Source organism: Streptococcus sp. E29BA (assembly GCF_041807805.1).
Classification (GTDB): Bacteria; Bacillota; Bacilli; order Lactobacillales; family Streptococcaceae; genus Streptococcus; species Streptococcus entericus.
Genome location: NZ_JBGTZA010000029.1, coordinates 1 through 24,437, shown reverse-complemented (window position 1 = coordinate 24,437; position 24,437 = coordinate 1). Strand labels below are relative to the sequence as shown.

General features: G+C 44.9%; 23 protein-coding genes, 2 pseudogenes and 1 riboswitch. Of the genes and pseudogenes, 1 reads left to right on the top strand and 24 read right to left on the bottom strand.

Annotated features, from left to right (window positions below; genetic code table 11):
• Positions 1-81 precede the first annotated feature (81 nt).
• The 15 genes and pseudogenes from ACERC8_RS07650 to rlmD all read right to left on the bottom strand — a co-directional run bounded on the left by ACERC8_RS07650 (position 82) and on the right by rlmD (position 16,505).
• Positions 82-708, bottom strand: coding sequence for a LemA family protein (locus tag ACERC8_RS07650; RefSeq protein WP_373659299.1), 627 nt, complete (start codon positions 706-708; stop codon positions 82-84).
• Between the two features lie 59 nt (positions 709-767).
• Complete coding sequence (locus tag ACERC8_RS07645) at positions 768-5,162, bottom strand: PolC-type DNA polymerase III (protein ID WP_373659298.1); 4,395 nt, start codon at positions 5,160-5,162, stop codon at positions 768-770.
• A gap of 133 nt (positions 5,163-5,295) precedes the next feature.
• Positions 5,296-6,048 (bottom strand): TatD family hydrolase, encoded by a 753-nt coding sequence (locus ACERC8_RS07640; RefSeq protein WP_373659297.1) that lies wholly within the window; start codon positions 6,046-6,048, stop codon positions 5,296-5,298.
• Positions 6,045-6,773 carry an ABC transporter ATP-binding protein gene (locus ACERC8_RS07635; RefSeq protein ID WP_373659296.1) on the bottom strand — a complete coding sequence of 243 codons (729 nt, stop codon included), beginning with the start codon at positions 6,771-6,773 and terminating at the stop codon, positions 6,045-6,047. The genes ACERC8_RS07640 and ACERC8_RS07635 overlap by 4 nt, the downstream gene beginning before the upstream one ends.
• Positions 6,773-7,765: an ABC transporter substrate-binding protein gene (locus tag ACERC8_RS07630; RefSeq protein WP_373659295.1), complete on the bottom strand. Its 993-nt coding sequence runs from the start codon at positions 7,763-7,765 to the stop codon at positions 6,773-6,775. The genes ACERC8_RS07635 and ACERC8_RS07630 overlap by 1 nt, the downstream gene beginning before the upstream one ends.
• Positions 7,762-8,535: an ABC transporter permease gene (locus tag ACERC8_RS07625; RefSeq protein ID WP_373659294.1), complete on the bottom strand. Its 774-nt coding sequence runs from the start codon at positions 8,533-8,535 to the stop codon at positions 7,762-7,764. Before ACERC8_RS07625 ends, ACERC8_RS07630 begins: the two co-directional genes overlap by 4 nt.
• Positions 8,507-8,785, bottom strand: a complete 279-nt coding sequence (locus tag ACERC8_RS07620) for an MTH1187 family thiamine-binding protein (RefSeq protein WP_373659293.1) — start codon at positions 8,783-8,785, stop codon at positions 8,507-8,509. The genes ACERC8_RS07625 and ACERC8_RS07620 overlap by 29 nt, the downstream gene beginning before the upstream one ends.
• Before the next feature lie 51 nt (positions 8,786-8,836).
• A riboswitch (TPP riboswitch) is annotated at positions 8,837-8,939 on the bottom strand.
• Between the two features lie 327 nt (positions 8,940-9,266).
• Complete coding sequence (locus tag ACERC8_RS07615; RefSeq protein WP_373659292.1) at positions 9,267-9,458, bottom strand: hypothetical protein; 192 nt, start codon at positions 9,456-9,458, stop codon at positions 9,267-9,269.
• Between the two features lie 124 nt (positions 9,459-9,582).
• Entirely contained in the window at positions 9,583-11,298 is a 1,716-nt protein-coding gene (locus ACERC8_RS07610) for a sensor histidine kinase (RefSeq protein WP_373659291.1), read from the bottom strand.
• A complete protein-coding gene (locus ACERC8_RS07605; RefSeq protein ID WP_373659300.1) occupies positions 11,295-12,029 on the bottom strand; it encodes a response regulator in 735 nt (244 codons plus the stop codon). Before ACERC8_RS07605 ends, ACERC8_RS07610 begins: the two co-directional genes overlap by 4 nt.
• Before the next feature lie 47 nt (positions 12,030-12,076).
• Positions 12,077-13,195, bottom strand: coding sequence for a peptide-methionine (R)-S-oxide reductase MsrB (msrB, locus tag ACERC8_RS07600; RefSeq protein ID WP_373659290.1), 1,119 nt, complete (start codon positions 13,193-13,195; stop codon positions 12,077-12,079).
• A 21-nt stretch (positions 13,196-13,216) separates the two neighbouring features.
• Positions 13,217-13,780 (bottom strand): redoxin family protein, encoded by a 564-nt coding sequence (locus tag ACERC8_RS07595; protein ID WP_373659289.1) that lies wholly within the window; start codon positions 13,778-13,780, stop codon positions 13,217-13,219.
• A gap of 12 nt (positions 13,781-13,792) precedes the next feature.
• Positions 13,793-14,122, bottom strand: a complete 330-nt coding sequence (locus tag ACERC8_RS07590; protein ID WP_373659288.1) for a hypothetical protein — start codon at positions 14,120-14,122, stop codon at positions 13,793-13,795.
• A 28-nt stretch (positions 14,123-14,150) separates the two neighbouring features.
• On the bottom strand, positions 14,151-14,870 hold the full coding sequence (gene ccdA2 / locus ACERC8_RS07585; protein WP_373659287.1) for a thiol-disulfide oxidoreductase-associated membrane protein CcdA2: 720 nt from the start codon (positions 14,868-14,870) through the stop codon (positions 14,151-14,153).
• A gap of 445 nt (positions 14,871-15,315) precedes the next feature.
• A pseudogene (gene rlmD, locus ACERC8_RS07580) lies at positions 15,316-16,505 on the bottom strand (23S rRNA (uracil(1939)-C(5))-methyltransferase RlmD).
• Positions 16,506-16,553: 48 nt separating this feature from the next.
• Here rlmD and ACERC8_RS07575 point away from each other — a divergent pair.
• A pseudogene (locus tag ACERC8_RS07575) lies at positions 16,554-17,193 on the top strand (phosphotransferase).
• Between the two features lie 206 nt (positions 17,194-17,399).
• Here ACERC8_RS07575 and ACERC8_RS07570 read toward each other — a convergent pair.
• The 9 genes from ACERC8_RS07570 to gatC form a co-directional block, all read right to left on the bottom strand.
• Positions 17,400-17,912, bottom strand: coding sequence for a transporter accessory protein (locus ACERC8_RS07570; protein ID WP_373659286.1), 513 nt, complete (start codon positions 17,910-17,912; stop codon positions 17,400-17,402).
• Positions 17,893-18,261 (bottom strand): hypothetical protein, encoded by a 369-nt coding sequence (locus ACERC8_RS07565; RefSeq protein WP_373659285.1) that lies wholly within the window; start codon positions 18,259-18,261, stop codon positions 17,893-17,895. Before ACERC8_RS07565 ends, ACERC8_RS07570 begins: the two co-directional genes overlap by 20 nt.
• On the bottom strand, positions 18,258-18,521 hold the full coding sequence (locus tag ACERC8_RS07560) for a hypothetical protein (RefSeq protein ID WP_373659284.1): 264 nt from the start codon (positions 18,519-18,521) through the stop codon (positions 18,258-18,260). The genes ACERC8_RS07565 and ACERC8_RS07560 overlap by 4 nt, the downstream gene beginning before the upstream one ends.
• A complete protein-coding gene (locus ACERC8_RS07555; protein WP_373659283.1) occupies positions 18,518-19,882 on the bottom strand; it encodes a hypothetical protein in 1,365 nt (454 codons plus the stop codon). Before ACERC8_RS07555 ends, ACERC8_RS07560 begins: the two co-directional genes overlap by 4 nt.
• The gene (locus tag ACERC8_RS07550; RefSeq protein WP_373659282.1) at positions 19,827-20,555 is read right to left on the bottom strand and encodes an ATP-binding cassette domain-containing protein; all 729 of its coding nucleotides are present in this window, start codon (positions 20,553-20,555) and stop codon (positions 19,827-19,829) included. Before ACERC8_RS07550 ends, ACERC8_RS07555 begins: the two co-directional genes overlap by 56 nt.
• Positions 20,556-20,611: 56 nt before the next feature.
• Positions 20,612-20,833 carry a hypothetical protein gene (locus tag ACERC8_RS07545; RefSeq protein WP_373659281.1) on the bottom strand — a complete coding sequence of 74 codons (222 nt, stop codon included), beginning with the start codon at positions 20,831-20,833 and terminating at the stop codon, positions 20,612-20,614.
• A 194-nt stretch (positions 20,834-21,027) separates the two neighbouring features.
• Positions 21,028-22,467, bottom strand: a complete 1,440-nt coding sequence (gene gatB, locus ACERC8_RS07540; RefSeq protein WP_373659280.1) for an Asp-tRNA(Asn)/Glu-tRNA(Gln) amidotransferase subunit GatB — start codon at positions 22,465-22,467, stop codon at positions 21,028-21,030.
• Positions 22,467-23,933: an Asp-tRNA(Asn)/Glu-tRNA(Gln) amidotransferase subunit GatA gene (gatA, locus tag ACERC8_RS07535; RefSeq protein WP_373659279.1), complete on the bottom strand. Its 1,467-nt coding sequence runs from the start codon at positions 23,931-23,933 to the stop codon at positions 22,467-22,469. The genes gatB and gatA overlap by 1 nt, the downstream gene beginning before the upstream one ends.
• The gene (gene gatC / locus ACERC8_RS07530; RefSeq protein ID WP_373659278.1) at positions 23,933-24,235 is read right to left on the bottom strand and encodes an Asp-tRNA(Asn)/Glu-tRNA(Gln) amidotransferase subunit GatC; all 303 of its coding nucleotides are present in this window, start codon (positions 24,233-24,235) and stop codon (positions 23,933-23,935) included. Before gatC ends, gatA begins: the two co-directional genes overlap by 1 nt.
• Positions 24,236-24,437 lie beyond the last annotated feature (202 nt).

Genomic DNA, 24,437 nt, shown 5'->3' with positions numbered 1-24,437 from the left:
ATAAAACGAGAGAAGACAAGAACTGTCCTCTCTCGGTGTTAAGTGGGTCAACCCACTACAGTTGACAAAGAGCCAGATAGTTTAAATCCCTAGCATTTCATCTGTAAAATCGGCTACTGGTTTTTCCTTGTAAAATTCCATATCCTTCAAGCCAACCAGCTTAGTAATGAGACTAATTGGAAACTGATGAATAGCTGTGTTATACTCCTCTACTTGGTAGTTATAAGAGAGTTTCCACTGGGCAAGATTGTTCTCTGTCTCAAAAATTTCCTGCAAGAGTCGTTCCACATTTTTGTTGGCCAAAAGTTCTGGCATGCCTCGTAAAAATTGTCCAAACTCTTCAGACGTCTCCACTTTACTGGATTTCATCACCGTTTTTTCTTCAGACCTACGGACTTTAGAAACTGATTTATTCAAATCAAGAATGGTTTCTTTTTCAAGACCTTGATGCTTATCAACAAAGCGATTGGCCTTATCTAACAAAGCTTCGTTACGTTCTTCGATGATCTTAATATGGATTTTACTAGCTTTTGCTGCTTGCTCGGTGCGCCGAATTTGGTTATATTGTGACACCATATGCCAGATTAAGCTGGTCACAAGACCTGCACCAACAAAGAATCCCGGAAAGGGTTCGACAACTGTCTCTGACTCTACAGGTGAGGCAAAGGAAAAGATGAGAACCCATAAAAGTGTTGATAAGATCACCACTCCAATGCCTTTTAGAACTCAACAAGTATATTTTTCTTTTTCATTCGTATCCTTCTTTTTTAAAGTAAATCATCAAACAGACTAAGCTGGTTATCCTCTGGCAAACCTGACAGAATCCCCATCTCAGTCATCTTATCCACCAGCGTTGATGATAAACCACCGCGTTTACGGAGTTCAGTTTTGGAGAGAAATTCCCCTTCGGCACGCGCCGCAACCAGCTGTTTAGCAACGTTCTCCCCCAGGCCCTCAAGGGCGACAAATGGCGGAATTAAGATATCTCCTTCAATCTGGAACTCGATGGCATCGCTCTTATAAAGATCGAGTTTGCCAAAAGTAAAGCCGCGCTCCAGCATTTCATTAACCAGCTCCAAGGTGGTGAACAGGTCATTTTCTACATTGCTGGCCTCATTATTTTTCTTCTTTTCTTGAATATCCGCCATGCGCGCCTTGACAGCTTCGAGGCCACCTGACATGGTCTTAAGTTCAAAAGCCTTGGCACGGATGGAGAAATAAGCACAGTAGTAATAAAGCGGGTGATGCACCTTGAAATAGGCCACTCGGAGCGCCATGAGCACATAGGCTGCTGCGTGAGCTTTAGGGAACATATACTTGATTTTTCCACAGGATTCGATGTACCAGTCAGGCACATTGTTATCACGCATGGCTTGGATATAACCGTTGCGCTCCTCCTCAGAAATTTTCAGCCAAGCTCCTTTACGTACCCGCTCCATGATGTTAAAGGCCATCTTGGGCTCAAGTCCGGCGTGCATGAGGTAAACCATGATGTCGTCCCGACAACCGATAACGGTTTTTAGGGTAGCAATGCCCTCCTTAATCAAGTCTTGGGCATTACCCAGCCAAACGTCCGTTCCATGGGAAAGACCAGATAGCTGGAGCAGCTCAGCAAAGGTGGTTGGATGGGTCTCATCCACCATCCCTCGAACAAAGTTTGTCCCAAACTCTGGAATGCCAAGCATCCCTGTCGCTGTCCCAATCTGCTCTGGGGTTACTCCCAAAATCTCCGTCCCAGAAAAGAGGGCCATAACCCCTGGGTCGTCAGCAGGAATATCCTTAGGGTCAATCCCTGACAGGTCTTGGAGTTTACGCACCATGGTCGGGTCATCGTGCCCCAGCACATCGAGCTTGAGCACGTTCTCATCAATATCGTGGAAGTTGAAGTGAGTGGTTTTCCAGCTAGCCGTGACATCATCAGCTGGGTACTGCACAGGGGTAAAGTCATAGACATCCATGTAGTCTGGGATAACAACGATACCTCCAGGGTGCTGACCTGTCGTTCGTTTGACTCCAGCTGCCCCTTTGGACAGGCGATCAACCTCAGCTTCAGGGTAAAATTTGCCATAGTCGCGCTCATATCCACGGACAAAGCCGTAGGCCGTCTTATCCGCTACCGTACCCACTGTTCCTGCACGAAAGGCATAATCGTCACCAAAAATATCCCGCACGTCGTTGTGGGCAGACGGCTGATCATCTCCTGAGAAGTTCAAATCAATATCAGGCACCTTGTCGCCATCAAACCCAAGGAAGGTTTCAAAGGGAATATCCTGACCATCCTTCTTATACCGAGTGCCACAATCTGGACAGTCCTTATTGGGCAAGTCATAGCCTGATCCGTAAGAACCGTCGGTGATAAATTCAGACTTCTGACAGTTCGGGCAAACATAGTGGGGCGGCATGGGGTTGACCTCGGTGATGCCAATCATGGTGGCGACAAAACTTGATCCAACCGAGCCCCGCGATCCGACCAGATAGCCTCGCTCGTTGGAGCGGTTCACCAACATCTGGGAGGCCAGATAAATCACGGCAAAACCGTTACCTAGAATGGAGGTTAGCTCCTTTTCAATCCGTAAATCAATAATATCTGGCAGGGGATTGCCATAAATTTCAAAGGCCTTTTGATAAGTCAACTCAGCAACGGTCTCCTCAGCCTTTTCGATGTAAGGGGTATAGAGGTCTTTTTTAACCACTTCGACCTCTTCAAATCGATCTAACAAGGCGTTTGGAGCGGTGATAACAATCTCCCGCGCCAGCTCATTGCCCAAAAAGGCAAACTCGTCCAACATCTCGTTGGTGGTGCGGAAATGAGCCTTAGGCAGGGGAGCAGGCTGGGCATTCTCACCACGACCAATCGTCCAGTTAATCTGAGCCCCCTGCCCCAGACTGCGGACGATGATTTCACGGTAAATCTCGTGTTCAGGTTCGAGGTAATGAACGTTACCTGTCGCAAGGACTGGCTTGTCCAACTGACGACCGATGTCAATCAGGTCTCGGATCAGCTCCTCAACCGCTGCCATATCCTTGATATTATCCTTGGCAACCAAGGGGGCGTAAAGCGCAGGTGGCATCACCTCGATAAAGTCGTAATAGCCAGCAACCTTGAGGGTAGCCTCCTTCCCTTGGGAGAGCAGGGTGTCAAAGACCTCGCCTTCCGAGCAAGCCGTGCCCAGTATCAGCCCCTCGCGGTGCTCATCCAAAACCGTCCTAGGAATCCGCGCTACGCCATCAAAATACTTGACGTTGGATAAACTGACGAGCTTAAAGATATTTTTCAGCCCGACTTGGTTGGTCACGTAGACCGTGGCATGCTTGACCTTAGCTTTCTTGTAGGAATCCTCTGCCACCAGCTTGGTATTGAGCTCAAGGAGATTAGTCAAGCCATGCTTTTCTCTGACCTCCGCTAGGAAGATAAAGAGCAACCGTCCTGTCGCCTCGGCATCGTAGTTGGCCATGTGGTGATGTTCCAGAGACACCCCAAACCGTTTGGTCAAAGCTGCTAAACCGTGACGCTTGTAGTCTGGGTAGAGATTACGGGCAAATTCCAGCGTGTCAATCACTGGCTGGCTGATGAGTGGGAAACCGTAACGTTCGTAGTTGGCATCCATAAAGCCCACGTCAAAGGTGGCATTGTGGGCGACGATGACAGAGCCCTCACAGAAGGCCTGAAACTCAGCTAAGACCTGCTCAATCGGCTTAGCCCCTCGAATGTGGTTGTCAGTAATCCCCGTCAGCTCAGTGGTAAAGGCAGACAAGGGATGACCAGGATCAATGAACTCGTCAAACTGTTCAACGATATTACCCTTGTACATCTTGGAAGCTGCGATTTGGATCAATTTATTGTGAACGGCAGATAGTCCTGTCGTCTCCACGTCAAAAACGACATAGGTCGCTTCGTGGAGGTCAACATCAGCGTCATTATAGGTGATGGGCACCTTGTCCTCAACGATATTGGCTTCGAGACCGTAGATGACCTTGATGCCGTTTTTACGGCCAGCATGGTAGCCGTGGGGGAAACTCTGTACATTACCGTGGTCGGTGATGGCAATCGCCTTGTGCCCCCACTTGGCAGCAGTCGCAATCAAGTCCTCAACAGTTGGTAGGGCATCCATGGTGGACATGTTGGTGTGAGCGTGGAACTCGACCCGCTTCTCCCCCTCTGGCATTAAGTCCTTGCGCTCATGATGGACGATGGTTTGGACATCTTGCACATTCATGGTCAGGCTACGGGTGTAGGGGTTGTTCTCGATTTGCCCGCGGACACGGAGCCAGGCCCCTTTTGTTACCATATCGTATTTTTTGAGTTCCTCATCGTCCTTAGCCCATTTTTGCAGGGCAAAACTGGAGGTGTAGTCGGTCATCTTGAAATTGATGATGTGGCGACCGGTTCGTGTGGTTTTCTTCTCCACATCAAAGACCACCCCTTCAAAGACAGGGCGCTCGCCCTCCATCTCCAACGCCTCAATCATGGGCGTGATCTCTGCTTTTTCAAAGCCTGCTTGACGGGTCTTGGCGCGCTCCTTAAAGTCAAAGGCAGGCTTGACTTCTTCAGGCAGAGGCACGCTAGCTTCTAGGGATTTTTGGGCGGCAATAGCAGAGCTAGCAGCTTGGTTGATTAGCTCCTCACGGCTGGTCTCAAAGGAGCTGACCAGTGCTTCTGTGGTCTTAGCACAGGGCTCAAGGCGAACAGTCAATTTTGGAAAGCCAAAGTCTTCCAACTGCTGAACAAGATTGGGCAGATGCTTGTCCTGAAAATGTGCTAGCGACAGAAACTCAGGGGTTTCAATCACCAGCTGGTCGTCCTCATGGCGGACAGCTAACTGTGCAAAGGCTGCGCGAAAGCTAGCATGATTACAGGGAGAAAAAGCAAAAGCCTCGCGATAATAAGCCTCCAAAACAGCTGCTGAGAAGCTCGGCTCATTGACCAAAATCTCTAAAGATACCCCAATGTCTGCTTGAGCAAAGGTTGTCTCCAGCAGTTGACGCAGGGTGCGGTAATGCGCCACAGGCAGCAACTGGTCAAACCGAAGACTAAAATCCCAGCGACGGCTCTGGCTATGCACCTGAACGCTGGCAATCTGCCCAGTCTGAAAAACCGATGTCGCCATCACCTCATCAGGCAGGGCAATCTGGCTCATCAACTGTCGAAATAAATCTGACATCGCATTCTCCTCTCTGCGGTTCTTATCGTGTTTAGTATTCCTATTTTACCATAATTTATCCTCTTGTCGTCGCCAAATGATAGCACATGATAAAAAACCTTGCCAAAGATTGCTTTGACAAGGTGGTCATAGATTAAGTCATCAAGAGCTGATAGGCGTTTTGGGCGAGCTGCCTTTGTACCTGAACGACAGAGAGCTGTTTTAGTCTGGCTATGGTCTCAACGGTAGCCACAATCAAATCTCTCATTTCCTGATAAGACAGCTGTTTAGCAACCAGCCAGTCAAGTGCCACTCTGCCATCGCTCTCTAACAACAGCCTCTCCAGTGCTACTTCACGCACCAACGCCTGAACGACAGGGTCTGTTAAGATCGCAGGCCCGATGGTAAAATAAGCCCCCAAGGCCAGATAATCTACCACATAGGCTCTACAACTGTACCAATGCAGAATGATAGGAACGTCAATCCCTTGTAAGAGACTGAGGAGGTCACCTTCACAACCCTTGGTATGAAGGAGGAGGGGTTTCTGATGCTTAACCGCCAACTCAAGAGACTGCAAGAAGCGGCGCTCCTGCACAGACAATGGTAAATCAGTCCAGACCCTATCGAGCCCAATCTCACCCACTAGCGTTGCTTGTTTGATCAGTTCTTCGTACTGGTTCTCAAAATCTTGCTCAAATCGGTCAGCTCGCCAAGGATGGCAGCCAACACTGAGGACAACTGGTAGCAGATGACCAGACTGATTTGCCAAATCAGCCTGCCACTGTGTGATCGTCTCATATTCTGCCAGACTAGATACATTAAGGCAGGGAGTGATGCCGTATGTCTGATAAAATTTCAAATCCTCCAAAGACGCGACATGCGTGTGGCAATCATAGAATTGGTTCATCTGTCAAATCCCAAGACCTGCAAAATTTGCTCTTTGTAAGCCAAGTGTCTATCAGCTGGTAGCTGTCCGTCGTCTCGCTCGATGGTCAGCTCTGCCATGACCCGACCGGGACGAGGACGTAGGACATAGATGCGGTCGCTGAGCGTCAGAGCTTCATCAATGTCGTGGGTGATAAGGAGGGTCGACAGCCCCAGCTCACGCTGGGTGTCCAGATACCAACCATGAAGCTCCCGCTTGGTCAGGGCATCAAGGGCAGAAAACGCCTCGTCCAACAAGAAAAGCTTGTGCTTGAAGAGGTAGGTGCGAAGCAGCGCCACCCGCTGTCGCATACCACCGCTCAATTCCTGCGGGTAGCGGTCTTGGTAGTTCAGTAGACCAAACCGCTCCAAGAGTTGTCTGGCTTCATCGTAGGCTTCTGCTTTTTTGACGCCTTTGATAATGAGAGGCAGGGCGACATTTTTCAGAACCGTCTTGTGCTCTAGGAGCAGGTCTTTTTGAAGCATGTAGCTGACCTTGCCGACAAAATCCCTGCTCCCATCGATTCTTATCTCCCCCTTTTGTAGAGCTTCAATCCCTGCAATCAGGTTAAAAAGAGTGGTCTTGCCAACACCGCTAGTGCCGATGAGAGCAACAATCTCTCCTCGTTCGACCGTCAAGTCAATGTCTGCCAGCACTGCTTGCTTACCGTAGGCGTGGGAGACGCCTGTTACGTTTAGCATACTCATCAGTCGAGGTAGTCGTTGCTGAAGCCTTGGTCAGCCTTGAGCGGGGTTTCGGTCAGCTTGTTGTCATTGACCCAGCTGTAGAAGGCATTCCAGCGGTCAGGCGAGATGTAGCCCCACTTGCTTTTGTCGGTTGCGTATTGACCAGCCAAATACTCTTGGGAAGCGATGATAAAGTCTTCTTGCCCTTCCAATTCTGGGACATGCTTGATGAGGATTTTAGCAGCTTCTTCTGGGTTGTCCATGGCATATTGATAGCCTTTTTTGATGGCAGAAAGGACTTTTTTGGCTTCCTCTGGATGTTTCTCCAGATAATCATTGTTGGCGATGATGACAGGCGTATAGTAGTCCAGCTCTGCGGCATAGTCTTTCAGGTAGAAGAAGTTAGTCTGAACCCCTTGACTTTCTGCCAAGACACCGTCCCAGGCGTAGAAAATCCAGGCCATGTCAAAAACGCCATTTTCCATAGCTGTGATGGAATTGCTGTCGGTGTTTGGCACTAGCTCCACGGACTTGACATCCGCCCCCTGCTTCTTCAAAAGCGTCTCAATCATGGCCAGCTCAATCGGGTCATTCCATGTGCCATACTTCTTGCCAACCATGTCTTTGGGCTCTGCAGCACCTGCTTTTTTTGTTGAGATGACACCAGAAGTGTTGTGCTCGATGATGGCAGCAACAGCCGTTATCGGAGCACCTTTGGACAGCTTATTGGCCATGCTGTCTTGGAAGTAAATGCCAAACGGCGCCTTATTGTTAATGATAAGGTCAGACGAGCTGTCTTCTGGCGGCAGCTTGATGTCGAGGTCGATACCGACTTCGTCGAAATAGCCGAGCTCCTTAGCTACATAGAGACCTGTGTGATTGGTGTTGGGTATCCAGTCGAGGATAAAATCTACCTTCTTGAGGTCCGACTGAGCAGCCTCATTCCCAGACGAGCAAGCCACTAAACAGAGGGTTCCGATAAAGCCCACAAGGGCAGTAAGCAGTTTTTTCATTTCTTTTCTCCAATGTATTTCCATTTCATAAGGTATTTTTCGCTCCACTTAACCAGCTGCATAGAGCCAAGGCTGACCAGAGAGGTCAAGAGGATAATCGCAAACATGGTATCGTACTGAAAAAGCTTTTTGGTCCGAATCATGTAGACCCCCAGCCCCTCAAAGCCACCCAACCACTCAGACACGACCGCTGCGATAAAGGCATAAGACACGCTGACCCGCAAGCCCGCATAAAAATAACTAAGGCTGGTCGGGATTTTCACATGCCAGAGAATCTGCCACTTACTGGCATTCATCAGCCTCAGCAGCTGGATGGTATCCTCATCTGCTTGGCGAAAGCCATCCAAAATCGCCACCACGATAGGAAAGGTCGTGGTCAGGACAATCAGGACAATCTTGGGCGCCATGCCATAGCCCAGCCACAGCACCAATATCGGTGCAAGCGCAATGGTTGGCACGGTCTGGGTGATGACCAAAAGCGGATAAATGGCCTTGTGAAAAAGGGGAAAGGCATCCATGACAAGGGTCAGCAAGCAGGCGATGACCACCCCATAACTCAAGCCCACCACCGCTTCCAGCAAGGTCACCTTGGTGTGAAACATCAGCTGGTCACTGTTTCGCACAAAGGCTTGCAGGATCTGAAGGGGTGTCGGCAAGATAAACTTGGGAAGCCAGCCCAGCTCACCCGCTAGTTGCCAGACCACCAAGAGACCGATGATGGTCAAAAAACTTACCCAGCGGTCAAATATACTGGTCGATTTTTTCTGCAATACTTAAAATCCTTCCATAATTGATTTTCACATTGGCAAAGACATTGTCACAGTCCTTACCAGCTAGTTCAATCGCTCCTTTGAGGGTCACCATCAACTCCTCATAGTCTCTCTCGATGACCGTCTCAAAGGGCGTCACAACCACATCTGGGTGACGGCTCTTGAGATAGACAATCACCCGATCAATCGTCGCCAAGCGTTCATGTGTCCCCAGGGGTAGGATTTGCAGGGCGATACTGGCATTTAACACACAAAAAACCTCCTATATCCATGATACGGGAGGTTAGTTTGAACACGCAAAAAATCCAAGTGATTTCTTCCCTACGCTGGCATGACCCAGATCAGGTGCGGTCGCAACTACCAGTTGCCTCTCAGCCTGTTCACAGACTCCCGTAAACTTATTATAGCATGTCTAGATTCGTTTAGCAAGTATTTTTTGTGAATTTGTGATTATCTTTTTGATACCTCGTTTCAAAGAAATATCTTTTGTCACAAGCCTGAATTTCAGAAAGTAAACAGATGACCTGTGGATAAGATCTACAACCATCAAGATGGATACCAGTATCGTCAACGTCATCGCAAGTCCAATGTCCAGTTTTTTTCCGATGTCATGTGACTCTTTTTGGCGTTCCTTGTCGATCAGACGTTGAGTCATCAGCTACCAATCCCCAGCTAAGGAAGGACAACTTAATTTTCCTGACGCCCATGTTCAGTAACTGCGACAACTCACGTCACTTGAAGACACTTTCTAAGAAGGTGCAGAGAGCTCTGTTAGCCGCTGTAATGGTGGATGAGATGGGGAGATAGTCTACCAGACGATTCACTCCCACCTCCGCATAGGGGTGAGTTGCTGTGCCCTTCTCAGGTTTTCCCGTCCTGAACCCCTCAACCACCGAGCCTTGATTAAATGGCGATAGTGACATTTTTATCTCAGCCTGAACTTAAAAATCAGGACGTAAAAGGAAGAGCTTCTAAAATTTCAATTCGATCTTTTTTCTATCCTTTAGAACATGATTGGAAAGAAAGAGCATGCTGAACATTTAAAAATTACAGTTCTTTGACTCGCTTGGGCAAAAAGAGGCTAACCTGTGTAAAGTGGTCTTTTTCAGAGGTAATTTCCATGTGGTAGTCCTTGCCAAATTGCAGAGCTAGGCGCTGATCGACATTTTTAAGACCAACTCCGCCTTGATGGACGGTTTTTGTTGTCCCCGTTGCCTTATTTTGACTATCCATCCCTTTACCGTTATCACGAATGTCAATGCGTAGGTGCTCTGCTGTTTCACTAACAGTAACTTCAATCAGCCCATCACGCTCGACTTCCTTGATACCATGGTAAATGGCATTTTCGACAATCGGCTGTAAAATTAACTTGGGTACTTGATAGTCTGCATAGGCTGACAATTCATGGAGTTCATAGTTGAGCTTATGGCCATAGCGCTGCTTTTGAATAAAGAGATACTGACGGACATGTTCCATCTCATCCTTAAGACAAATTTGCTCATTGCCATTATTGAGAGCTATGCGAAAATATTTTGCCAATGCCTTGGTAATTTCCACCACGCGCTTGCGGTCATTGAATTCCGTCATCCAAACAATTGTATCTAGCGTATTGTAGAGGAAATGAGGGTTGATTTGACTGGCTAATGCCACCAGCTCATACTCCCGAATATCCTGCTCTTGTTGCTTGACAGAAGCCATGAGAGCGTCAATTTGATCCAGCATTTTATTGAAATAGCGCGACAAATCTAACAGTTCAGCCGTTCCCACTTCCTTGGCACGCAGGTGTGACTGCCCCTGCCCGACTGCCAAAATAACCTCCTGCAAGTCACGAATCGGTTTTAACCAGATACGAATGACCAAAGCTGAACCCAAGCCAGAAATCAAGAGGGCAACCAAGCCTGCTCCCAAAAAGGCGTATAGGATTTGATGACGAACCATGTGAAGTTCATCAAGAGACGATACCCCAACCAAGGTCCACTGGCTGTCTGGAATTTCAATCTGATAGACGAATTCTTTTTTTGAAGAGGTATAGCCATTTTCCACCACCAAGTATGGCTGCATCGCATCCATCTCCTCCTTAGAGGAATAGACTTCTTTTTTTGGATGATAGACAAACTCTTTCTGAGAATTGACAATAAAAGCGAAACCTGTATCGCCTAATGTTAGCTGGTCCAAATAGTTTTCTAACCTACTATAGTCAATATCCAGTCGTAGTACCCCCTTATTGTTGCCCTCGCTGTCCTCAATCTCTCGTGTAATCGAAATAACCCATTGTTCTCCCTTTTGGGTCAGAGATTCCTTATGAGCAGGGGTCAAAACAGGCATGGCTTTCTGGTCAATGGCTGCTTGATACCAAGATTCCGCCATCATATCACTAGAAGTTTTCATGGTGAGCTGGCTATCTGTCGAAACCACCTGACCTTCTTTGGTCACTAAGACGGCAGAGACCAAATCAACATCTCCCATAAGCAAGCTATTCATCAAAAAGAGCAACGCCTCTTTGTGATCTTCATCAGGATGAGCAATATACTCTTTCAGTAACCGATTCCCTGCCAAACTATTGGTTGTCTGCTTTAGCTTGTTCAGATAGGAAGTAATGAATGAGCCACTCTGCTGCAAACTATCGCGCGTTTTCTGCTCGATCAGATGCCCAATTTCAGTAGAACTCGTCTGGTAATAGAAGGTTCCGACCACCCCAAGGAGAGCCATCATCACTAAAAAACTATAGAGAAATAATTGCACTGCCAAGGAATGTTTTCTCATTCACCTTCTCCTTTCCGAAATTGTCGCGGTGTCACACCAACTGTCTGCTTGAAGCGTTGAGAGAAATAATTGATATCCCAAAAGCCAACTTTTTCAGCAATTTCATAAATTTTTAAATCGGTTGTCAACAATAAGAATTTCGCTTGCCGCATTCGTTCTTGGTTGAGATAATCCTGAAAACTCATCCCCACGTCCTTCTTGATGAGGACGCTAAGATAATTGGGGCTAAAGCCTAGGTCATCTGCCAGATGCTTGAGCGAAAAATCGCTGTCACCTAAATGGTCGCGAATCTTTTTCTGCAAGTCCGAATAGTCTTCTTGCCTGATGTACTTTTCCAGCTTTTCTTTTTTTACATCTTGATCTAGCTTATCTTGGATTTTTGATAAAATGCCTTCCACATCTGCCTTACTAAAGGGCTTGAGTAGATAGTCATCTGCGCCTAGCTTGAGTGCAGAAAGAGCATAGTCAAACTCATCATAGCCTGTCAAAAAAACAAGATGACAGGCTGGGCGCTCTTCTTTAATCAATTGCGCTAATTGAATTCCGTTCATTTTGGGCATATTGATGTCTGTCAAGACGATATCAAATGGCTGGTCTTGGAAGAGTTCCCAAGCCTTGCGGCCATCTTCTGCCTCAGCGACACGGTCAATTTGAAATTTTTTAAAATCAATCAAAGAACAAATACCTTGTCGAACAAGGTATTCGTCTTCTACTATCAGTATAGAATAAATGATCTTCACCTTCTTTTGTTCGCTTTGTCCTTATTATAACAGAAAGACTAGACATAGGCTAGGAGGTAACCATATCCTTTAGCTTCCATCTCTGCTTTCGGGATAAATCTAATCGATAAGCTATTGATACAGTAGCGAAGACCTCCCTTATCTTCTGGTCCATCTGTAAAGACATGCCCTAGGTGGGAATCCCCAACGCGACTCCGTACTTCCGTCCGTGTCATATTGTAGCTTGTATCTTCTTTATAACGAGCGACATCTGGGCTAATAGGTCGAGAGAAACTTGGCCAACCACAGCCTGATTCAAACTTATCCTTGGAAGAAAAGAGGGGTTCTCCTGTCACAACATCCACATAAATACCATCTTCAAACTGATCCCAATAACGATTGGAGAAGGCTCTCTCTGTAGCATTGTTTTGGGTGACATCGTACTCTTCCTTGGTTAATTTTTCCTTAATTTCTTCATCACTTGGCTTTTTATATTTACTTTCATCGATGACAGGGTAAACCGCATCATTGACATTGATATGACAGTAGCCATTTGGATTTTTCTTGAGGTAATCTTGATGATAGTCTTCTGCTAAGACATAGTGATCAAGTGGTACATTCTCAACCACGATAGGCTTGTCAAATTTCTGACTTAGTTCGTTTAAGGCCTGTTTGATGATCGGCGCATCCTCTTTATCTGTATAGTAGATACCTGTTCGGTATTGACTTCCGACATCATTGCCTTGCTTATTTTTGCTTGTTGGATCAATGATACGGAAGTAATGCAGGAGCAAGTCACGCAAAGTGATTTCACTCTTGTCGTACTGAATGTGAACAGTCTCTGCATGCCCTGTCTGACCAATTAACTTATAGTTGGTGGTATCACTCTTACCGTTAGCATAGCCAACCGTGACATCTACCACTCCATCTACCCGTTCAAAGTAGGCTTCCACTCCCCAAAAGCACCCTCCTGCCAGATAAATTTCCTTTAGATTTTCAGGAGCCACCTTAGACGTATCCTTTAATTGACGTTCTGTACTTATTTGCTTGGCAGTTGGAGCTGTACTCATCTTCTCACTATCGGTCTTTGACCCCACCTTCAGAAAGATAAAAGCCGATAAGACAATGAGCCCTAAAATAGTCACTCCTACTAAAAATGATTTCAGTTGAGGTTGCATACACTGACCTCCATTTCTTTATTATTTAATCGTTTCAAGCGTTTGAACAATTTCTGTTTTCTCCATATGACCAGGCATCACCTTTGCAACAACACCATCGCTCCCAATGAACGCCGAGGTCGGATAGACACGAACACCGTATTCTTCAATCAGTTTTCCACTTGGATCTAAGAGGACTGGCAAGTTCTTGTGACCAAGTTCTTTGTACCATTTCTTAAACTCTTCTTCTGATTGTTCGCCTTTTTTATTAGGAGAAACAACTGAGAGAATGACCGTGTCTGCCGGTGCATCCTTAGCTAAGCCATCGACTTCTTCTAATCCAGCTAAGCAGATAGGACACCATGATGCCCAAAACTTGAGATAAACTTTTTTCCCCTTAAAATCTGACAAAGTATAGGTTTTTCCATCCACACCCATCAAACTAAAATCGGACGCTTCTTTGCCATCATTCATCTGTTGATCATCTTGTTTGTCTGCCATTTTAGCTGTTTCTGCCTTTTGATTATCTGTTTTTATTTGCGTAGAGCAGGCTGCTAACAAGCCTGTACAAGCTAAAGCGATTGTCAGTAGTTGGAGTTTTTTCATAAACGTCCTCCCTTAATTCTTTTCTCCATCTGACATCTTGTCGTCTTCCATCTTGTCATCGGACATTTTATCGTCTGACATCTTATCATCTTTCATGTTGTCATCGGACATTTTGTCATCAGACATTTTGTCATCAGACATCTTGTCATCTGACATCTTGTCGTCTTTCATGTTATCATCTGACATGTTGTCGTTTTTCATTTTGTCGTCGGACATCTTGTCCTTTTTCTCCATCATAGAGGACTCGTCTGTCTTTTTATTATCAGATTTAGGCTGGGGTGAGCAAGCTGCTAAGAAAGTACCGCAAGCAAGTAAGATAGCGACTGTTTGTAATTTTTTCATGATATGTGTACTCCTTTATGTAAAATAGTTAGTTAAAAATTGTTTCGAAAAATGCAGTAATGGCATCGACCTTTCCTAAAACGAGGATAATTCCCATTAGGATAATCAAGGCTCCACCGACCTTTTTCATGGTGACCATGTGTGGTTTTAGTTTATTAAACTGTTTGACAAGGGCAGAGCTTGACAAAGTGATGAGTAGAAATGGCAAAGACAAACCCAGTGTATAAACCAGAAGCAAAAGCCCCCCTTGTACCGAACTGCCTCCGCCTGAAGCAGCCAATCCTAGAACAGAGCCTAGCACAGGGCCAACACAAGGGGTCCAGCCAAAGCTAAAGGTTAAGCCCAATAAAAATGCTGACAAGACACCTTTTTTAGTTTGGAAATTAAAGCGAAGCTGTTTCTGTTTTTGCAGGCTAGCAATGTTAATCCATTCCATCTGGTGGAGCCCAAGAACAATAATGATCAGCCCCATGACCACTCTGAAAGTTGGGCTGTTGAACAGACTTCCCAGACTGGCTGCACCAAAACCTAGTAACAGAAAAACAGAAGACAAACCAGCCATAAAGGCTACGGTCTTGAGCAAGCTGTACCAGTTAATAGAAAAACCAAAGAGGGAAACTGTTCGCTCCTTGCTCTCATCCAGCAAAATCCCCAGATAGACGGGCAAAAGCGGAAAGATGCAGGGAGAAAAGAAAGATAAGATCCCAGCTACAAAAACTGAAAACATGAAGACAAGTGAGGTTCCCATTCGTAACTCCTTTCTAACTTATTTCGCTTGACATATTCAGTATAAGATACTCACTCGAAAAAAAATATAGACAATCCCCTTCAAAAACTCGAATTTGGTGTGCTATTTTTCTATAGGACATGTATAAAATGCTGAAATAAAATGTTCTCTCAGTTAAAAAATGAGAACACTTATGTTCTCTCATTTACCTAATCACTTGATTATCTTGTCTTCCACAGGCAGGCAAGGTAAAAATATCCTCATCAAGATCCTTTTGGGGACTTTAAAGTCTTCAAAGACCACCATCTACAACTGCAAAATACCTGAAAAAGAGCTTAAAATCATAGATTTTTAAAAAGCCCTTAGTTGTAGTTTCACCACCGCCTCAGTCCTAGTGGTATGCAGAAGTACAACAATCCTAATAACTGTTGAAGCCCGGGCTCAAGAAACAAGAATAACGAGTGGACTACCTGCGAACCAGTTTCACCACCGCCTCGGTTCGTGCAGTATGGGGAAACATATCGACGGACTGGATATACTTGACCTCGTAGACCTCGCTCAGCTTGACCAAGTCACGCGCCAAGGTCGAGACATTACAGGAGACGTAGACCATTTTTTCAGGGGCATAGCGGAGCACGGTATCAAGAAGCCTGTCATCCAAGCCAGTTCTCGGTGGGTCGACGACGAGGGCTGTGGCACGGTAGCCTGACGCATACCACTTCGGAATGATGTCCTCTGCCTTGCCCGCTTCGTAGTAGGTGTTGTCAAAGCCCATGGCTGCTGCATTTTGCCTAGCATCTGCGATGGCTTCTGGGACAATGTCCATGCCACAGACGCTTCTCACCTTATCCGCAAAGGCAAATCCAATCGTCCCAACCCCACAGTAAGCGTCGATCAAGTCATCGTCCGCCGTCACATCTAAGGCCTTCACTGCTTCACCATAGAGGACATTGGTTTGCTGGGGATTGAGCTGGTAAAAGGCCCGAGGAGACAGGGCAAAGCCGTAGTCCAACACCTCTTCCTGAATGGTCTCCTGTCCCCAGACAATCTCTGTCTGCTCGCCATAAATCTCGCTGGATTTGCTGGTGTTGAGGTTGATTGCTACGGTCTTGATTTCTGGGTAGGCGGTGGTCAAATCCCTAATCACCCCTGTCAGTCTGACCGCCTTGCTGGTGACAAAAATCATCTGAACCTGATCGGTCGCTACTGCCCGACGCACCATGACCGTCCGCACCCCTGCGACTTTGCGCTCATTGTAGATGGGCACCTTGTGCTTGTCCAGTAGCTGAACCGTGCTGTTGATAATGTCCTGCGTCAGCTTATCCTGCACTAGACAGTCCTTGATGTCAATCAAGCGGTGACTACCCTCAGCATAAAGTCCCGCCTTGATCGAACCACCAAAAGAACGGGTCTGAAACTGCAACTTGGCACGGTAGTGAACAGGCTTGTCCATGCCGATGGTCGGGCGAATGTCGTAAGCCTCATAGCCTCTGGGCTGGAATTTTTCTGCACCTGTGTGACCTGACAATAAACCTCCTCACCTTTCAGGGCACCCTTGACAAAGACCAAGGTTTTCTTGTAAAACCCAATTCCTTCACCGTTAATCCCCATCCGCTTGATTTTCGAGGGAAAGCGTTGTTTTTCTCGTAATATCATAGGTTTATTGTACCACTTTGTCCTAGTAAATACCACGGAAAACGTGGTATAATGGCAGAAAAGGAGACCGCCATGACCAACTTAAATCCACATGATTTCCCCAAAGTCCTCGCCCCCTACCTGGCAGGAGCAAACGTTCAGGACTGCAGTTCTCGCTCAACTGCCACTGTCTGGGCATTGAGTACAGGCTATTTTTTAAAGGTGGACTCCCCAAACGCACTGGCCCGTGAAGCCCAGTGGGCGGATTGGTTCTTCCAGCAAGGACTGGGTGTAGAAGTCGTACTTTATATTACTGACGACCGCGATTACCTGCTGACCAGAGCTGGCGACGGGCAACCTGCCCACGCCTACCTTGACCGTCCTGACTCGATTTGGCATTAGTTGCCGTGAAGAGGCTTACGCCCTCATGGCAGAGCAGCAAGACCTCTTGCAGGCTGATGCCCTGATTCATGGGGATTACTGCCTGCCAAATGTCCTCTTTGATGACCAGCTCAACTTAACCGCCCTGATTGACTTGGGGTTGGCTGGTCTATCCGACCGCCACATCAACCTCTACTGGGCCATCTGGTCGCTCAACTATAACCTGGGAACAGACCAATATAGCGATACTTTTTTGGACCATTACGGTCGGGACTTGGTTAACGACGACAAATTGACATTGATTGCTGCTATTGAAGCTTTTGGATAAATAAAAAAACTAGAACTTATGATACAAACAGTTCTAGTTTTTCGTTTAACTTAGCATATTTATACCAGTTCTATGGGGCTTGTTTAATCCAACAACTTCTGCAATTCCTAAGCCACTTGTGGGTTGGGTTGGCTTGATCTTTCCCATATCTGCTTTTAGAACAACCACATTGTTACAACATCATTTATTCTATTTTTGAAAGAGCATTATTGCTCCAGATGATTAATTAAACCTTTCAAATCCTGCCTTAATTTTTCAATTTCCTCATCACTCATCTTCTCTTGCTTCGCATTATGTCCCTCAACAGTTCCGGTGTGTACTTTGAACTCTCCCTGGCTATTAATAGCTATTAAAAAGGGAACATAAAGTCTATCACCATCAAAATGTTCAATATAGATATCTGACACAACTTGTTTCACATCCTCGGAAAAATTCTCAGATTTGGTATCAATGTTATAAGCAACCTGATTTGATAAACTAAGCTCTTCCATTAGAACAGGTTTTAACTCCCTACACCATGGACATGTTTCAAACCCAAAATAGTACAAACCAGCTTCCTTACTTTGGATTTTCTGAATAATATCAGAAGTTTCCAACTTAACAAACACCTGCTCACTTCCATACCGTTCTCCATAACTTACTGGCTGTTTAAACGCCACTAACGTGACAGCAACTAATGATAGCACAAACACGACCAAACTAATCAAGCTTTTTCTCATTTGTTCTCCTCCAAATGTGATATAACGACAATAAAATAACTTCACCATCATTGGTAAACGGTAATAAATTAAATAAATTTGCGAGAAAAAATAGTTTCAACAAAAAACTAAATAAATTATAAGCTGGAATAAATTGCCCAAGAACCACTAAACTCAAAGGTGCTAAACCAGCAATACATAAATTATGCCAATGATTTTGCTGATTTGGATAGCAAATGGCAGGAGCAAAGAAAATCCATTTGAGTATTGGACGATACCCCAGGCTGACAGCAACTAGCCAATGCAAAAATTCATGCAGAATTACTGAAAAACACAGCGTGGTGATAACGGTCAAGAATAATGCCATCATTTTTTCTTCAAATACCGAATCAGGGTGTAAACAACCAACCAAATAGATACTACTGCTAAATAGACTATATAAAATCGTTGTGTCACAGAAAAGAAGTTTGTTAAAGTCTCTGGGGTATCAATATTTTGAATTCTCAACCCCATAATAGTCTCTTGAGTGTCGTTATAAAGCCGAAATAAAGTCATCCCAGAGGTCATCATAAACGCCATTAACCAAATCAAACTAGCATACACTACTTGTTGTAAATAGTTTTTCATCATCTATTCTCCGTTTCTTTTTTAATCACATAGATTAATAATATCAGTAGCAATCCTGCTATCGGAAGCAAGGATAGAGGAAAGCTAATCATCAATAACATCAATATCACAACAAGAACAATTAACAACAAAGAGACCATCTCATTGCTACTGCTTGTTGAACGAGGAAATAAAAATCCAATAACCAAACTAGCTAGACTAAGTGTCACTCCTTGTAGGAAAGCAACTGGGGGCATTTTCAGATAAATTGAAAGCAAAGCCGTTGGAAATTGAAAGACCAGTATTGCTGTGACTAGTGTGATAACTTCCTCTTTAGTTTCTATTCCTAAATGAGTATAAATCGTTCGGTGTTTCAGTGTTGAATCAGCATAATAAACAAAAGCAATACTCAAAAATGGCCAAAAATTAATAAGATGATGAGCCGCTAACTCCATACCATCACTAAACCAGGCATAACAACCGATGAACAGGATCAATAACAGACTATACAAGAAAAATTTTGTCCGAATAATGGCTAAACTAGCCCACTTCACCCGTCTTTTCAAAAAAGCTAAGGGCGGAACTTTCAGAAAGGATTGCTTTAAGAAAACAAGATCAAGTTGTGTTCTATCAAGAACAGACAGTAAGACTAGGCCCACTACAGATACCAACAAGGAAGCACTGGCTAGCATCTCTGGGGACAATGAGCGTTTAGCTAAATAACTGTCAATTTGAAACCTAAGAGAAAATGAGCAAATTAACGCACAGATAAAATAAGTTATCGTTATCAACAAGTGATTGCTTTTTGCCGATAATGGAAGGTATTTAAGGGACAAGATATAAATCCAATTTGACAGCAAGTAGGAACTTAAAAAGAAACAGTGTGTGGAAAAAAACAAGCAAATCGCAGCTAATGGAGAGCGTAATAAACTGAGCCCTGGTATTAAAATAATGAAAAAGAATTCAAAACAACATAGAGCCATTCCAAGCTTAAACCATTTTACTGATAAATAAACTTCCTTCTCATGAAATGGTAATACCTTGGACATAAATAGCGAACTTGGAGTCAGTTTAACGGTTGTGTTTATAAACAGAAAAATAAACAGACCAGCTATGACGGCCAAATTATTATAGCTACTAATAGATACTAAAATAATTGTCTTCAGCTCTTCAAAGCTATATTGCTGCCCAATATGTGACAGTTTCGAATATTCCACAACATTTATATAAAAATAAACTAAATAAGCTAACATTGATGCTAATAAAATAGCATAGCGACTCTTGGTGTTCTTCAAAAAAGACTGCCTCAAAAGTCCTTGTAAAGAATCCCTAAGATATAATTTGATGAGATGAAAACTGTTGGCGAATGTTCTGTAATTTTGCATCTAAACCTCCTGTACCTTTAATTGCTTCAGCAATCATTTCGACTTTTCCTTCAAATTTAGACAGTTTTCCGCAACTCATAATATAAATATTTCGTGGAAAAGACAGGAGTGTATTGAGGTCATGTGAAACAAGCACAAACGCCCTTGTTAATTGTAATTCTTTTAGCAATTCTTGGACTAAGATGACCGTATCAAAATCTAACCCGCCAAATAATTCATCTGCAAAAACATAGTCTGTTCCAGCAGCAATAGCTGTCAACAATTGAATTTTTTTCTTCATTCCGAACGAGAAGGTTTCTAGTAATTGGTAGCGACTTTCTTCTAAATCAAGCACATCGAACAAAAAATCAACCTGATCCATGCTGGCTTTAGGGTAATAGGCAAGCATCATTTGAAGATACTCATTCGCTGTCAAATATTCTGGTAAATAGAAATCAGAGGGAATATAGAAAATTGATTTTTTATATTCCCTTGTACCAACGTCATGTCCCTCATAGATTAAGGTTCCAGAATCTGGCTTGAGTAAATTCGTTACCATATTCATAAAGGTTGTTTTTCCACAACCATTTGTACCAACAATAATATAAACGCCGTTGGAGGGGAAGATGGTATTTAAATCATCAATAACCTGTTTTTGTCCAAAGCGCTTCGATAGATTTCTTATTTCCAACATTTGATATCCTCACAATAAACTCAAGGGACTATGCGTCCCTGAGCTTTTTAATTAATCTAGTTACAAGCCACTCCCATTTGACCTGATCGTGGCCAATTAAATTTTACATTAAATGCAAAACTTCGACCACGACTTGTACAATACCAAGCATACCACCCAATTGCCGCCAAAACAACAAGGCCAACAACTATCCAAACCCAACGGTTTTCAATGGTTTTTTGATATTTCTCTTCGAGAGAAAACAAGTAACTATAAAAAGATTTAGATAATGCTGTCATCAGACATCTCCTTATCAATAACTTTTTTGAGGCTCATTGCTCTCACTTATTTATTCGAAAAACTCCTTTAAAAATCTTGTCAAATTTAACTTTTTTTAATTAATCATCTCAATGCCCAAGGCGTTCTGCTTTATAACTCACTTGATAAAAAACAAAAAGATTGAAGATAAGAAAATCTACAATCTTTTTATTTACTAATCCAACAACTTCTGCAATTCCTGAGCCAAGAGTTCTTGAGCCACTTGTGGGTTGGCTTGACCTTTGGTAGCTTTCATGAGGAAGCCTGTAAAGGCCTTGTCGGCGTTGCGCTTGCCTGACTTGAAGTCTGCGACGGCTTTTTCCTGCTGGGCAAAGACCTCGTGAATAATCGGAATCAAGACGGCTGGGTCAGAAATCTGCACCAAACCTGCTTGCTCAACGTAGGTTTTAGCTGAGCCGCCGTTTTTAGCCAGATGGACGAAGACTTTTTTGGCGATTTTTGAGGAAATGGTGCCATCGTCGATTAAGGTCAACATCTCAACCAAATTGTCTGGGGTCAAGGCAATCTTATCCAGAGTGGTTTGCTCAGTGTTGAGGTATTGAGCAACATCGCTCTGAAGCCAGTTGGAGACCAACTTAGCATTACCACCAATAGCGACAGCCTGTTCAAAGAAATCAGAGGTTACCTTAGTCGCTGTCAACTGACCAGCATCGTAGGCGGTCAGCCCCAGCTCTGCTATGTAGCGAGCCCTGCGAGCGTTTGGAAACTCAGGGAGTTCCTTGCGCATAGCCTCAATCCAAGCGTCGTTAATCTCGTAAATCGGCAGGTCAGGCTCAGGGAAGTAGCGGTAGTCGGCGGAGCCTTCTTTGACCCGCATGAGGATAGTTTCACCACTGGCCTCATCATAACGGCGGGTTTCCTGACGAATCTCACCACCTGAACGGAGGACTTTGGCCTGGCGTTCAATTTCAAACTGCAAACCCTTACGGACAAAGTTGAAGGAGTTGAGGTTTTTGAGCTCGGTCTTGGTGCCGAATTTTTCCTGACCATAAGGGCGCAGGGAAATGTTGGCATCCACCCGCATGGAGCCTTCTTCCATCTTGACATCAGAAATGCCCGTGTACTGGATAATCTCCTTGAGGGCAGCCAGGTAAGCATAGGCCTCCTCAGGGCTACGCATATCCGCCTCAGACACAATCTCAATCAAAGGCACACCCTGACGGTTGAGGTCAACATAGGAATAGCCGTCTATCCCGTGGGTATTTTTCCCAGCATCTTCTTCCAGATGGGCACGCTCGATACGGATTTTCTTGGTTGAGCCGTCCTCCAGTTCAATCTCAATCCAGCCGTTATAGCCAATCGGCTCATCAAACTGAGAAATTTGGTAGGCCTTGGGGTTATCAGGGTAGAAATAATTCTTACGGTCAAAGTGCATAATCTGATGAATCTGCATGTTGAGCGCTAGAGCTGCCTTAATCCCTGCATCAATGACCCCCTTGTTCATGACAGGAAGCACCCCAGGGAAGGACCAGTCAATCACGTTGGTGTTGGCATTTGGCTCTTGCCCAAAATGCGCAGACGAGGGCGAGAAAATCTTGGAATTGGTGTTCAATTCGACATGAACTTCCAATCCAATAATGGTTTCAAAATTCATTAGGCATCACCTCCAAAAATCACCGGCTGTTTGGTGTGGTGGTCAGTTGTTGCTTCAAAGGCTGCAGCCGCTTGGTAAATCAGGGCTTCGCTGTATTTAGGTCCAATCAGTTGTAGACCGACAGGCAAACCGTCCACAAAACCTGATGGGATGGAAATGGCTGGCAGACCTGCCAGGTTAACTGGAATAGTTAACAAATCAGCCAGGTACATGGCCACAGGGTCGTGATTTTGTGTACCCAAACCATAAGCCAGATCAGGGGCAGTCGGTCCCAAAATCAAGTCATAGTCTGCAAAGACCTGCTCAAAATCACGGATAATCAAGGTTCGCACCTGTCCAGCCTTTTTGAAGTAGGCATCATAGTAACCTGCTGACAGGCTAAAGGTGCCCAGCATAATCCGACGCTTCACTTCCTCGCCGAAACCTTCGCTCCGCGATTTAACATAAAGCTCCTCAAGGTTGGTCACCTCAGGCGTGCGATAACCGTAGCGAATGCCATCAAACCGTTGAAGGTTGCTGGAAGCCTCAGAGGAGGCGATGATGTAGTAGACCGCTACACCATACTTGCTATGAGGTAGGCTGACTTCTTCCACGATAGCCCCCAGACTTTCAAAGTGTTTGGCTGCGGTTAGAATATTTTCTTTAATGGCTGGTGAAATGCCTTCTCCCAGATACTCCTTAGGCAGAGCAATTTTCATCCCCTTAATGTCTCGTCCGATAATGGCTGTAAAATCGCTGAGTCCCTTAGCTGTTGATGTGGCATCACGCTTGTCATGACTAGCAATCACGTTGAGCAACTGAGCATTTTCCTTGACCGTTGGTGCAAATGGCCCAATTTGATCCAGCGAAGACCCAAAGGCAATCAGACCATAACGAGAAACACGACCGTAGGAAGGCTTCATACCGACCACTCCATTAAAGGCCGCTGGCTGGCGAATAGAACCTCCCGTATCAGAACCCAGCGATAAGCGCACCTGACCAGAAGCCACAGCTGTCGCGGAACCACCAGATGACCCTCCAGCTACCTTGGTCTGGTCCCAAGCGTTTTTGGCAGGCTTGAAGGCAGAGTTCTCGTTAGACCCTCCCATAGCAAACTCATCCATATTGGTCTTCCCGATGACAATCATATCCTTAGCATAGAGGTTCTCAACGGCTGTGGCATCAAAAATCGGCTCATAATTCTCCAGCATTTTGGAGGCCGCTGTCGTGAGTATTCCCTTGGTAGAAATATTGTCCTTGACCGCTACAGGGATGGCAGCCATGACGTTAGTGGCATCAATGCCTTGCTCGTCCAGACGGCGAGCGGCCGCTAGCGCCTTTTCCTCATTGAGACTGAGAAAGGCACCTGTTGCCTCTTCCCGACTCTTGATGTCTTCAAAGGTTGCTTGGGTCAACTCAAGGGCAGAAATTTCTTTCTTGACCAAGAGATCATGTAAGTCATCTATTGTCTTGTGATTAAAGGTCATTAAGCGTCACCTCCACCGTCCAGCATAGCTGGAACCTTGATTAAATTGTTCTCGTGGCTCGGTACATTTTTGAAGAGCTCTTCACGATTCCAGCCCTTCTCTGCCACATCGTCACGCATGACATTTCTAGTCTCGGCCATAGTGGTGGTCGATGGCACATCAGTGGTATCAACTTCTTTTAGTAACTCTACCATATCAACAATTTTAGACAGAGTCATTGCAAAGTTTTTTGTTTCTTCATCAGTAAAAGCTAGTTTAGATAACTTTGCCACATGACGGACATCAGTCTCTAAAATCTTCATTCCTTTCCTCCATTTCAAAGTTTCTCTATAATTATAGCATATTTTCGATGAACACAACAGATAGACAAAATTTTGATTCATACACATATTCAAATAGTGAAAAATTAAACAGCTAGTAATATGAAAAAAGCGGCTCTATAATTTCTGTAGTGGGTAAATCCACCATGGAGATTATAGAGCCTTTTGAGTGTAGAAAAAAAGT